The organism is Actinobacillus minor NM305, from assembly GCF_000175195.1.
Lineage (GTDB): Bacteria > Pseudomonadota > Gammaproteobacteria > Enterobacterales > Pasteurellaceae > Haemophilus_A > Haemophilus_A minor.
In genome coordinates this window covers 1-13651 of record NZ_ACQL01000090.1, presented here as the reverse complement: position 1 = coordinate 13651, position 13651 = coordinate 1, and the positions used below count along the sequence as shown (strand labels likewise).

The window sequence follows — 13651 nt, the reverse complement described above, 5'->3', positions numbered from 1 at the left end:
CTATACCAGCAATTCAGAAAAATATCCTTGTATCTCTAATTCAACAAAAGTACCTTTTTGCACAATCTGCCCTTGCTTCATTACCCAAATCTCATCACATTGCTCCAAGTCTTCAACGCGATGCGTAATCATCAATGTTGTTTGTTCTCGGCTTAAGTGATTTAATGCATTTAAAACTTGCTGCTCTGATTGAATATCCAAACTTGCTGTTGGTTCATCTAATAACAACAACTCATAATCTCTTAATAACGCTCGTGCAATAGCAATTCGTTGCGCTTGTCCACCCGAGATCCCGGCATTACCATCTTGAATTTGGTATTCAAGCCCTAATCGATAAACAAACTCATCTGCTTTAGAAAGTGCTAAAGCTTCTTTTAGTTCATCTTCCGAAGCATCTAGATTACCTAATAAAATATTTTCTTTTAATGAGCCTTTTACTAATTGTGGATTCTGCCCTACCCAAGCTAATTTTGCTCGCCATTGCGCAAGGTCTAATTCTCGCAATTCAATACCATTGATCAGCACCGAACCTTGATAAGGTAAAAAACCTAATAACATATTCATTAACGAGCTTTTCCCTGCGCCACTTTGTCCAACTAATGCAATGTGTTGATGTGCATTGAGCGTAAAATTAAGGGGTTGAGTCAAAGGTTTACCTTGTGCAGATAACACAACGCATGCTTTTGCTTCCACAACAAGCGGTTGATTTTTCATAGCTTTTTGCGAATTTTCAACCTCTGTCGTTTCTTCATTTAAAAAGGCTTCTATGCTATCTGCTGCCCCAATCGCAGCTGCTTTATCATGATAATAGACACCTAATTCACGGAGTGGTTGGTAAAATTCAGGCGCTAACATGAGGCAGAAAAATCCAACAAATAAACTAATTCCCGTACCGTAATAACCAAAGTCCAACTCGCCTAAGAAAGCAAAACCAAAATAAACCGCCATCACGGCAATTGAAATCGCCGTAAAAAATTCTAATACTGCAGAGGACAAAAATGCCATTTTTAAGACATCCATTGTGCTTATGCGGAAAGATTCTGTGCTTTGATGAATTTGCTCAAGCTGTTTATCTGATTGCCCAAATAAGCGAATCGTCTCTAATCCTTTTAACTTATCTAAGAATTGCCCACTCATTCGAGATAGTACGCCAATATTTCTCTGGTTCGCTTCCACTGCTTTAATGCCTGCCAATGCCATAAACAAAGGTAATAAAGGCAATGTTGCAAAAAGAATTACCCCGGCTGCCCAGTTAATCGGGAAAACAAAGCAAAGAATAATCAACGGAACAAGTAATGATAAAAACTGTTGAGGCAAATAACGAGCATAAAAATTATGTAAATTTTCTACTTGCTCTAGCATTAAAGTTGCCCAGCTTCCTGCCGGTTTTTGTTGGATAGAAATCGGACCTACACTTAATAGCTTATGAATCAACTGCGACCTTAAATGTATACGTAATACTTGCCCAGCTTTAAAGCCGACACGCTCCCTCAACCAAATCAGTAAAGCTCTGGCACAAAAACAACCAAATAGCAAACTAATTTCCATTAAAAATAAGGAAGGCGATTGGTGTTCAATGATCATTTTATGGAGAAGAGTAGCTAACAGCCACATTTGCGCGATCACAAAAAGGGCGCTGAATGCTCCCAACAACACGTTAAGATAAAGATACTTTTTGACTACTTTTTGTTGGCTTCTCAACCATTTCTGCAAAATTTTTTGACGTTCTTTTTTCATAAAATAAAAAATAGAACACAGCAATAATGCGTTATTTCTCATTATTTGCTGTGTTATCTAATAAAATGCCTAATCAAATTCAAAACGGTACATTAAATCAACCGCTTGGTTCACACTTGAGACCCACTGTAAATACAATTTGGGCGCTAAATTATAACGTAGTGTGAGTTCTGTCAATGGTGCAAAAATCCCTACACCATATTTTACCTTAAATTTAGGTGTTAAACTGGCACTCACCTCAACTTTCGTATTATCGCCAATACCTGCCGTTGTAACATTCAGATCATTAAGCCCAAAAGCACTACCGACTGCCCCAACTGTTTTACTACTTTTTGATAAGCTCATACTTAATAGTGCGGCTGCCATTGAATTACTTGACCCTGCATCGCCACTATTTTCTAATGAACGCCCAGTTAAAATATACGAGAGAGCCTCATTTTGAGAAAGCGAAGGCTCAGAGAAAATTTTAACTTCAGGACTATCCGCTAATCCGATAACCTTCACACCGGCTGTAACTGTGCTATCCTCCATCGCTTCCGGATTTCTAATTGCCTCAATGTTTAACGAAGGCTGAGAAGGTAAGCCTGCAAAGCTAATGAGTCCTTTTCGGATAATTAAGTCTTGACCGAATGAAGCATAACGTCCTTTTATCAAATTAACTTGCCCATAAAGTCCAAGCCCCTGTTTGCCTTGACGCACAGCAATCGTACCTTTTAGGTCTGACTTTAATCCATACGCATTTAAATTAACATCATCCCCAATATTAATTTTAATATCCGCTTTTATTGCCATACCACTTGAGGTATTTTGCGGAATTTGGCGTTGTGAAAGTGGTGTTTTTTGCTTCACAGAACCATCCATAATGACTTCATCACTACTTACGCTAACCGCTGATTCAGGTAATTCCTCCACCTCAATTCTCGCCCAAGGGATATCAATATTTCCCCCTAAAACTAATTCTTTCGGCGTCACTGTCACTTCAATGTCCGGCGTAAACTCAACTTTTGAGATATTCGGCACATTAACGCGGAAGCGGTTGGCTTGCGCACGAATATGGCTTCGCCACGCATCTAAACGCCGCCAATCCGCATCGCCCTCTAATCGAAGTTCGCTTTCCGTTGTTTGAATCCGACCGCTTAATGTAGAGGTAGCGCCATTAAAATTCATCGTTAAACCACCGCCGGTTACATCAAATGGCATAGAAACAGATTTAGCTTTTAGCCCCGTTAAATTTAATGCTCCATGTAATAAAGGCGAAGTGGCAGTTCCGCCCATCGTAAGACGGGCATTAATATTCCCATCAACAGCCTCTCCTCCACTTAATAATGGTTTAATCAATTTTAATGAGAGTTGGTCAAGATTGATATTGCCGGACAATCCTCTTTTCCCCGACACATCGTTCATGGTTAAATCTGTCGTAATTCGACCATTATTTTCAATCTGCAAATCTGTTTTTAGCTTCAGATTGTTATTTGCCAAATCCGCATTGATTTTCAAAGGTGTAATCCCGATTGGAAACGATTTTCCACCATCCATTTTTTGCACAAATTTGAGTGAAGGCGAATCTAATGCAACCGTTACTTCTGGCGATTTATTTTTAAACCATGCAGCTTCACCTTTTGCATTAACAATGCCAGAAATTTGGCTATTTTTATCTAAATAAGCCTGCACAGCCGCTAAATTAAATTGACGAATTTCAAAAGGAATTTTGCCTTCTTGCCCTGCATTAAAAGCCTGTGTAAAACAAAGATTAATTTTCGGATTTTGCCAACAGTGCGCTGAAATATTTGCATTTATTTGTTTGTTATTATAGGTAACATTAACCGGTTGGTTCGTTTGGAAACGACCAAATTCTTTACTATCAATCGCAATATTCGCAAGCTGTCCCGTCCAAACTTGCTGCAAGCGGTCAAATTTCCCTGAAACATGCAAACCTGCGCCAATCGGGTCGCCTTTAGCGGTTAATTTTAATGTATGATTCGCTTCATTTCCGCTCGCATTGACACTGGCATTATCAACCTTAATATCGCCATAAGCGAATTTTTGTAACGCAAGCTCAAGATTTCCCTGAATCACTTTTTCGGTGGTGACATTTCCTTTGGCGGATAAATGTTGTAATTTGATATCCTCATAACTTACTTGATTAGCATCAAGAGCTAAAGCCAAGTTAGGCTCATTAACCTTACCAGACAATTTTACATCGCCTTTAATGCCAGCTTTTAATTTAGGTACAAGGCCTTGTAAATTTGGAGCATTGATTTGTGCAGTAAAATCCGATTTATCGCCTAATACCCCATTCATTGCAATACGGTTCTCACCATAAATAAACGTTGTTTTATCAACCGCTAATAGGGTTTTCGCATTTGAGGTTAAGTTGCCTTGAAGCTGAAGAGGTTTCTGTAATAAATTGCCTTTTAAATCTATTTTCGATACATCAACATTCCAATCAGCTCCATCTTTCCCTCTCCCTGCATAACCTTTTGAACTTAAACCGCCCGATAATACCGCAGCCCAATCCGGGGCAAGCGATTTCGTATTGATGCCTGACAAAGAAAGCGAACTATTCCACTCAACCCCATCTGTCCAATCTACGCTACCATTTAAGAGCGCTTCGCCCTCCAATGCATTAAGTTTTAGTGTTTGAATATCAAAGCGAGTTACATCTCCTTTTCCTTTTAGCTCAACTTGACTTGTAGGTACGTTCATGCCTGTTGCTCGCCCCGAAACATTAAGTTGATAATCAAAAGGATCGCCTTTCAGGCTAAGATTTAACTTTTCTAATTTAAGTGGATTTACCCCCGTTTCAGGTGGAAATGGGTAAGTTATGTTCTCACTTGTTAAAACAAGATTAAGTGGATTTTTCTCCACCGCTAATGCAACATCGCCCTCAAGTTTTGCTTGAATAGCACCTTTTGTCTCAACATGAAGTTTCGTTTTATCGTAAAGTTCGCCGGAAATTTCTGCATTGATATGACTTACAGGGAGCGTTACTTTAACCTGAGAAGGCTCAGTGACTTGCAAATGAAAAGCGAGAGGATAATTATCCTGTAAAGTTAATTTTCCTTGTCCATTTAAATTCCCACGATCACTTTCTAATGATAATTGTGTTAAGTTCAGCGCTTGCTCATCAGCATTTGCCTTTAAGGTTGCTTTTGTTAAATTAAACAACGGGATTGGCTTAACTAAATTACCTTTTTCATCTTTTGCTTTTTGTGCCAAATTAACGTTTTCGATATCCAATTGTTCAATTGAAAAATCAAAAGGCAATTTTAATGGCACTTGTTTATCTAATAATGGTTTTTGTAGCTGCGCTTTAATAGTTTCCCAATCAATTTTTTCAGCATCATTTGAAGTTGTTTGAGATTTTTTTTGTAATTTCTGGATACGTTCAGCAACTTTTTCGCCTGTTTTCTCCATAGCGTTTTTCATTATCACGCCTGTAGCCGTTTTCACTTCTTCCTGTGAAATTTCGTTTTTTGCAATTTTTGCAGCATATTCAACCGCTTGCTGATCGCTTTCATCTAGCTTTAAAGCAAGCTGAAGATCTAAACCTCTCAACTTTGTTGGCGATAGAGTCAATAATCGCCCTTTCCCCGAAATACCCGAGTGAAAGTGCGTAAGATTGATATCCATATCATCAACATTGACATGAATATTATCCAACGCCACATTTTTGACCGAAACACCTAAAGGTAAATTCAGCTCTGTAAAAGGTTCTGAGGGCTGTTCTTCATTTGAAGGTGGTAATTTTGTTGTATCAACAATCACTTGTGTATCTTTAATTGCAATATTCTCAACACAAGCTTCACCTTTTAAAAGACAACCGAAATCAAGATGTAAATTGGCTTGCCCAACCTGAACATTAACCCCATCCATCACATATTGTGTATTAGATAATATCAATCCATTCTGAAGGCTCCCTTCAACTTGCCCAATAGAAAGTTGATCTAGCAATTTATCGGCTAATGTAAGAACACTTCTTTGCCCAACGCCTGTTGCGAGAAAACCGAGTGAAGAGAGAGAGAGAATAACACCTCCTCCCACAATACGTTTCCCCCAGCACTTTCCTTTTTTAGGCTTTACTACATCAGGCGATTTTTCTGCCTGAATTTCTTGCTGAATTTCGGTTGTTTTATCATTCATAATCAAATTTACAGTTCTGAGCCTAAACCAATATAAAATTGTACACCTGTATCATTATTTGGCGATCTAACAGGTGTTGCTATATCAAATTTAATCGAGCCAATTGGAGATGCCCAACGGACGCCTAATCCCGCTCCAGAATGGAGATCTTTTGCTTTAAATTTATCTGAAGCAAGCCCTGTATCGTAGAAAACAGCACCCCACCAATTTGGATAAACTTGATACTGATATTCTGCTGTTGCAGTTGCTAAATGAGAGCCACCCACTAATTTTCCACTTATCGGATCTCGTGGCGAAATATCTTTATAACCAAAGCCTCTTACGCTCATGTCGCCACCTGCAAAATAACGTAACGCAGGCGGAATACGATTAAATTCATTCGCATGGATATAACCTAACTCTCCACGAACCACAAAACGATGGTTATCAAAATAAGTTCTTACCCAAGTGCTTGATGCTTTCCAACTATAAAAATCTACATCGGAGCCAATGGCTTTTGTTCCCCAGTTTACCGTGAGTTTTTGACTATCTCCCCATAATGGAAAACGATTTCCATCTGAACGAGTCCGATTCAAAGAAGCTGTTGGATAAATTAACAATGTTTTCCCCGTAAAATCAGCTTGTGTAAAAGAATCGTAACGAGCCTTAATCCCTGCTGAAAATGACCACCCTGTTTCATGTGTCCAAAAACGTTGGAAACCTAATGTTGCTGCCGTTGATTTAGTATCATTTTGATCCTCATGTTCTAAACTACCAGAAATCTGATAGTAATAATGCAATGGATCTGATTTTAACGGAATGTTATAGCCAAATTCAGCGGTTTGCTCTTTTGATGACAAATAAGTGCGCGATTCAAAACTATGTCCACGGCTATTTAACCAAGGCTTTTTCCAATTAAATTGGAAGCGAGGACCATCATCTGTTGCAAAACCGATGCCGATTTCAACATCATTCTTTTTCTTTGGTTGGAATAGAACGTTAAGATCAACAATTTTTTGTTCTTCATTTAGAGAAGGTTCAACCATTACGGAAGAGAACCAGTTACTTGATGAGTAATCGGATGTCAAAACCGAAATATCATTAGCGTAATAAGGTTCGCCCGTCTTAATTTTCAAAATATTGCGCAAATATTCTTCTTTAATTTGACTGTTTGTAAAGCGAATTTCTCCATAACGGTATCGAATACCACTATCATACCCTAAGCGCCAATCTGCAGCATGATCTTTAGGGTAAATTTCTAAACGATGATAAAGCCAATTTCCATCAAAGTAACCTTTTTTAAAGGCTAATCCTTCTAAATTACTTTTGAAACTATCATAATTTTGATGTGACAGGTCTTCGCCTTTATGAGGAATATCTTTGAGTAATTTCTCAAAATCCTCATCTGTTTTTGCTTCACCTTGGAGCTGAATGTCCACTTCATCGATCTTCACTTTTTCTCGATCCAAATCGACATTAAGCAATAATAGGGACTTCTTTCCCTCCCGAGGAATAAGGGAAAAATGATATTGCGTATTGTAATAGCCTTTTGCTCTTAGCCCTTTATCAACCGCCGTTTGAACCAAATACTGATGACGTTCTGAACCGTCCGCATAATCATTCGCCACTTGTCCGAGATAAATTTTTACGTTGTTCCAAGCATCTTTATCTTCGATCCCTTTTACTTCGAGATCGACCTGTGCTTCTACTTTAGCATCGCTATTTTGTTCCGCTTCTGTTGATGTCGATTCTTCTATTTCATCACTTGGTGATTCAGAAGACGTGCTAGATTGCTCTGCTTGACTTATTTGTGTAAACGCCATCAAACAAAAAAGGGTTAAAAGTCTTAGTTTAAAATTCACAAAATATCCTTTTATTCTTTAGGAATACCGCGCAACAATGGCGAAACACGCTCAAAAGGCTGCACAGAAGTTGGGGCTGGTTCCATATCAAAAATGACAATAAGAGGTTTAGATAGTTCCACTTTTTCGTTTCGCCATAAACTCCCCATGCTTACAAGCTGAATATCAGCCGGTAATGTTTTTAACTCTTTTTCTAGAACATCAATACTGTTTTTACGTGGATGGCCAATTAAAATTGCCACACCATGCTTTCTTGCGTAAGCTTTCGCTTGTTGAAATTGGTGCATCACATCGTTATATTCATTGCTATCGTCAAGGAAAACATGACGCTCTAATGCGTTAATACCAAATTCCGCTGCCACTTTAGTCGCTACACTCGGACCGGTTTTACTATCTAAGAAAAACAATTTTTGTGCGGCTAGAGCTTGCATAAAATGGCGCATTGTTGCTTTATCTGCGGTAGCACCACTCCCCATGTGATTATTTAAACCTATCGCATAAGGCACATGCTGCCGAGCATTTTCTAACAAAGATTGTGCCTTTGCGAAATCATCGCCAACCAATAATGCTGGTTTTTCGATAGCTTGCTGCGCATTTTGAGGCTGCATAGGCAAATGAATTAAAATATCACGTTTTTGTGCAAATGCATTTTCTGCCCGAACCTTTGCATAAGGCGCAGAAGGAATAATCGCAACGCTAATTTCTTTCGGTAATTGATACACTCGCTGATCTTCACGAACCGAATAACCAATGTCATCAATCACGATGGCTAATTTAGCTGCTTGTGCAAGCGGTAAAATTCCCATGAACATTTGCAAAAAAAGGAAAAAAACGAACCGCTTATTGATATTATTTTTCATGATTTAAAACTATTTCACGACACTTAATGGGTTAACCGGATTACCTTTACGAGTAATGCCAAAATAAAGCGCATTACGATTTTGACCGCCCGTATTCCCTACACTCGCAATGACTTGTCCGGCTGAAACACGACTACCTTTACGTACTGCAACATTTTGGTTATAACCATATAAAGAAATATCACCATTACCATGGTCGATCGCAACCATATTGCCGTAGCCTTGCAACCAGTCCGCCATAATAACACGCCCAGAAGCAATCGCCCTGACCGGAGTACCCGCACTTGCTGCAATAACAATACCATTCCAACTACCGCCGAATTTTGTCACAATAGAGCCACTAATCGGCATAGCATATTTACCCGATTTTAAGCCACTCCCCGCTCGAACTTGCTGTTTTTCTTCTTCTGTTGCTTTACGATTTTCTTCTTTATTTTTCTTTTCTTCTAACTTAGCAATTTCTTGTTTTTCTTGTTGTTCTGATTCTTTTGCTGCATTCGCAATTTTTTGTTTTAACGTGGCAGCATTGGTTTTCAGGTCATCTAATCGGCTTTCGTCTTGTTCCAGTGTTTTATCAATAGAACGAAGGGTTGTTTCTCGCTCTCTTTGTACTTTTTTGAGGTCGTTTTCTTGTTTTTTCTGTTCGGTTAATTGAGTCTGCTGTCCTTTTTGCTGACCTTTTAATTCATCTCGTCTTTCTTTTAATTCTTGTTGTGTACGGCGTAATTCATGAATGGCATCAATACGAACTTGATTGATATGCTCATAATAAGCGGTCATTCTATCGGCATTTTTTGCATCTTCAGACATTAAACGCTCAATGACCGAAGGATGAATACCGGAGCGATACGCAGAATCTAATTGCTCTTTTAATTTTTCTTTCTGCTCTTTTTCTTGTTGCTCTAAGCGTTTAATTTCTTGCTCTGTTCGCTTAATTGCTGCACGAATATCCGCCAAAGAAGTTTCTGTTTCTTTTAATTTATTAAACACCTTTCCCATCTCAATTTCTTGATTTTTAAGCGTTGATTGCAATGCATTACGCTTTTGACGATTTTCATTAATTTTAGTAGTTTGTTGTTTAATTTTTTGCTGAATATCTGATAACTGATTTGCAGAAGATGTTGGAGTAACAAGATAAATACAACAAAATAATACAGCCAAACTCAAACGAGAAACTTTCACGGGAATCCCCTATAACGCCATTGAATAAAGATTAAATTATTTTAGTGAAATTTTTGAGGAAAATCAGCTTTTCTCTTGCTTTTTGCTTAGTTTTACAAATAGTTATTTAAAAACACGTAAAATTTTGTTATAAATATCCAGTTTTCAAAATCAACTTAAACAATAGGAGTCCTTATGGAAATCGTTTTTATCCGTCACGGTTTTAGTGAGTGGAATGCGAAAAACTTATTTACAGGCTGGCGTGATGTAAACTTAACAGAACGTGGTGTGGAAGAAGCAAAAGCGGCAGGTAAAAAATTACTTGATGCAGGTTATGAATTCGACATCGCTTTCACTTCTGTATTAACTCGTGCTATCAAAACTTGTAACATCGTGTTAGAAGAGTCTAACCAACTTTGGATTCCACAAGTGAAAAACTGGCGTTTAAACGAACGTCACTACGGTGCATTACAAGGTTTAGATAAAGCTGAAACAGCACAAAAATACGGTGATGAACAAGTTCACATCTGGCGTCGTTCTTATGACATCTCTCCACCGGATTTAGACCCGGCTGATCCAAATTCAGCGCACAATGACCGCCGTTATGCACATCTTCCAAAAGATGTTGTACCAAACGCTGAAAACTTAAAAATCACATTAGAACGTGTTTTACCTTTCTGGGAAGATCAAATCGCACCAGCATTATTATCAGGTAAACGTGTTCTTGTGACAGCACACGGTAACTCACTACGTGCTCTTGCAAAACACATTATTGGCATTTCTGATGAAGAAATCATGGACTTTGAAATTCCAACCGGTCAGCCATTAGTGTTAAAACTTGATGACAAATTAAACTTCGTTGAAAAATTCTACTTATAATTTTTCACTTAGATAAATAACAAAAGCCTAGAATGTTTAAATTCTAGGCTTTTTCCTTTTAAAAACCCAACAAAACCCTCAACTTTTCCGCTATAATGCACTTACATTTCTTGACGATATAATCGTTACACTTCCCACCTAATTCATGGAGGTTTTATGGTAGCTATTCGACACTCTCACGAACTCAATCCAGCCACATTTGAGCTTGCTGGTTGGGGTACATATCTGAATATGTCGCCAATAACCTTTGATAAAATTCAATCCACTTGGCGTTACGCCCAAGAAAAATTAGATACCGAACAGTATGAATTGATGTGGGATGGTATCGAAATGGTTGAAATTCTACATAGTCTTAATATGGATGATGACAGCCTGCTTGCCGCAATGATTTTCCCGCTCGTAAAAGGGAATATCATCGACCTTGCTCAAGTCAAAGAGGATTTTAGCAATCAGATCAAGAACTTAGTAAAAGGTGTTCTTGAAATGGAGAATATTCGCCAACTTTCTGCGAATTCAGCTTCAGATCTCCAAATCGATAACATCCGCCGTATGTTGCTGGCGATGGTGGACGATTTCCGTTGTGTTGTCATCAAATTGGCTGAGCGTATTACTTACTTGCGTGCGAAAGATCGCTATAAAGAAGAAGATATGGTTTTAGCCGCCAAAGAGTGTTCGCATATCTACGCACCTCTTGCCAATCGCTTAGGCATCGGACAATTAAAATGGGAGCTGGAAGATTACTGCTTCCGAGCCTTGCATCCTCAATGCTATCGCCAAATTGCAAAATTTAATTTAGGCGAACGTCGTCTTGACCGTGAAAAATATATTGCAGATTTTGTGGCTGATTTAACCGCTTGTTTAGGCGAAGAATTAGATGATGTGGAAATTTACGGTCGCCCTAAACATATTTATAGCATATGGAAAAAAATGCAGAAAAAACATCTGCGTTTTGAGCAACTCTTTGATATTCGAGCGGTTCGTATCATTGTCCCTAAATTAGAAGATTGCTATACCGCACTTAGTATTATCCATACAAAATATAAACACTTACCGGAACACTTTGACGATTATATTGCACAACCAAAGCCGAATGGCTATCAATCTATTCATACCGTTGTGTTAGGGAAAGAAAACAAAGCTATTGAAGTGCAAATTCGTACCCGACAAATGCACAATGATGCTGAATTAGGCGTTGCTGCACACTGGAAATATAAAGAAGGCGCAACTGCCGGTCGTTCTGGTTATGAAGAAAAAATCGTTTGGTTACGTAAACTCCTTGCATGGCAAAATGATATTGCTGATTCAGGCGATGTCGTGGCTGAAATGCGCTCTCAAGTATTTGATGATCGCGTCTATGTCTTTACACCTAAAGGCGAAGTGGTTGATCTGCCTAAAAATGCAACACCACTTGATTTTGCCTATGCGATCCATAGTGAAATCGGGCATCGTTGTATTGGGGCTAAGGTAGCCGGAAGAATTGTGCCTTTCACATACCATTTACAAATGGGTGATCAAGTTGAAATTATCACACAGAAACAACCAAATCCAAGTCGAGATTGGCTAAATCCTAATACCGGCTTTGTGAATACATCGAAAGCCCGTTCAAAGATTATCGCATGGTTTAAAAAATTAGATCGCGAAAAAAATATTCCACTCGGTAAAGAAGCGCTTGAAGTCGAAATGGGACGTTTGGGATTAACCTTAAAGCAAATTGAGCAATATGCTCTCCCTCGCTATAACCTAAAACATTTAGACGATCTCTATGCCGGTATTGGTGGTGGAGACATTAAACTTCATCAGTTAATGCACTATCTGCAAAGTCGCTTAATAAAACCAACAGCAGAGCAAGAAGATGAGGCGCTCCTTAAACAACTCAACAAACATAGCCATCATAAAGCGAAAAATGGACAAATCATCATTGAAGGGGTGGGTAACCTAATGCATTCTATTGCTCGTTGTTGCCAACCTATTTATGGTGATCCGATTGTTGGCTATATTACGCAAGGCCGAGGCATTTCCATTCATAAAAAAGATTGCGAACAACTATTTGAATTACAAAGCCTTAATCCTTCTCGTGTTGTTGAGGCACAATGGGGCGAACACATCGGTGCGGGATTGAGTTTAACTATTCGTGTTGTCGCCAATGATCGTAATGGTTTATTGCGTGATGTCAGCGCGATTATGGCAAACGAAAAAGTTAATGTATTGAGCGTTTCAAGCCGAACAGATATGAAACGAGGGCTGGCGATTATCAATATGGAAATCCAACTGACCAACGTGGATATGCTAAATAAGATCCTCTCTCGAGTAGCTCAATTAGAGGATGTAATTGAGGCGAAAAGGGCAAATTAAAGTTAGCTTAAGCCCTAGCATTTTGCTAGGGCTTTTTACTATCTTATTTGTTCTTAAAAAATAAGCCTATTCCAGCCGCAACTGCCGCACCTAGTAATACACTCCCCATTGATGAAGGATTTTCGCTATTATCAGATTTACTTTTTATTGCTTGATTTAACTTCTGTTTAGGATCAATATATTCTTCACATTTTACACAAGAATAGATAACCGCTTCAGGATGCATTGCTTTTACTTTATTTTTTGCATCAATAATACTTGTTGCAATGATATTGCTTAAAAGTTGCTTACCACCTGTTTTAGTTAATTTAGCTAGAACATTGAAACGATATTGTTTCATACTACACCCCCAGACTCTTTAAAAAAGTATTTTTATTTTCTAGAACAAATTTTCTAAATTTATCACGAGAAATAACAAACCTTACTGGGGTAGGTAAAAGTTCATATACCTTATCAATATGAGGAATCAACTTTTCATCATCCTCTAATTTTAATATAAGATCATTTATTCCTAATTTATCGAATGCATCTCGAATACTATCTTCATGTCTATTTAAAAACTCTTCAAATTTAGATGGAGGTTCAGGCTCTCCTTCAAACGTAACGTTACTGAAATATGTATCGATAAGAAAGTTATCTATTTCATTATCATCTATCACTATATTTTGATTATTTGCT

9 protein-coding genes are annotated in these 13651 nt (G+C 38.3%); 2 read left to right on the top strand and 7 right to left on the bottom strand.

From position 1 onward, the window contains the following. From cydD to envC, 5 genes are all read right to left on the bottom strand, one after another. Positions 1 to 1737, bottom strand: coding sequence for a heme ABC transporter permease/ATP-binding protein CydD (cydD, locus tag AM305_RS05380; RefSeq protein WP_035294027.1), 1737 nt, complete (start codon positions 1735 to 1737; stop codon positions 1 to 3). Between the two features lie 69 nt (positions 1738 to 1806). Continuing rightward, a complete protein-coding gene (gene tamB, locus AM305_RS05375) occupies positions 1807 to 5880 on the bottom strand; it encodes an autotransporter assembly complex protein TamB (protein WP_005823812.1) in 4074 nt (1357 codons plus the stop codon). Between the two features lie 8 nt (positions 5881 to 5888). Continuing rightward, complete coding sequence (gene tamA, locus AM305_RS05370; RefSeq protein ID WP_005823810.1) at positions 5889 to 7721, bottom strand: autotransporter assembly complex protein TamA; 1833 nt, start codon at positions 7719 to 7721, stop codon at positions 5889 to 5891. 11 nt (positions 7722 to 7732) lie between these two features. After that, on the bottom strand, positions 7733 to 8581 hold the full coding sequence (locus AM305_RS05365; RefSeq protein ID WP_035294024.1) for a divergent polysaccharide deacetylase family protein: 849 nt from the start codon (positions 8579 to 8581) through the stop codon (positions 7733 to 7735). 9 nt (positions 8582 to 8590) lie between these two features. Beyond that, positions 8591 to 9748, bottom strand: a complete 1158-nt coding sequence (gene envC / locus AM305_RS05360; RefSeq protein WP_420196304.1) for a murein hydrolase activator EnvC — start codon at positions 9746 to 9748, stop codon at positions 8591 to 8593. A gap of 189 nt (positions 9749 to 9937) precedes the next feature. On the opposite strand from envC, the gene AM305_RS05355 reads away from it, so the two are divergent. Next, positions 9938 to 10621: a 2,3-diphosphoglycerate-dependent phosphoglycerate mutase gene (locus AM305_RS05355; protein ID WP_005818500.1), complete on the top strand. Its 684-nt coding sequence runs from the start codon at positions 9938 to 9940 to the stop codon at positions 10619 to 10621. A gap of 156 nt (positions 10622 to 10777) precedes the next feature. Continuing rightward, positions 10778 to 12973, top strand: a complete 2196-nt coding sequence (relA, locus tag AM305_RS05350; RefSeq protein ID WP_005823805.1) for a GTP diphosphokinase — start codon at positions 10778 to 10780, stop codon at positions 12971 to 12973. A gap of 43 nt (positions 12974 to 13016) precedes the next feature. Here relA and AM305_RS05345 read toward each other — a convergent pair whose 3' ends face one another. Together AM305_RS05345 and AM305_RS12440 are read right to left on the bottom strand one after the other, a co-directional pair. Further along, positions 13017 to 13313, bottom strand: a complete 297-nt coding sequence (locus tag AM305_RS05345) for a hypothetical protein (protein WP_005823803.1) — start codon at positions 13311 to 13313, stop codon at positions 13017 to 13019. Between the two features lies 1 nt (position 13314). After that, on the bottom strand, positions 13315 to 13651 hold a 337-nt coding region (locus AM305_RS12440; protein WP_005823800.1), incomplete at its 5' end, for a hypothetical protein.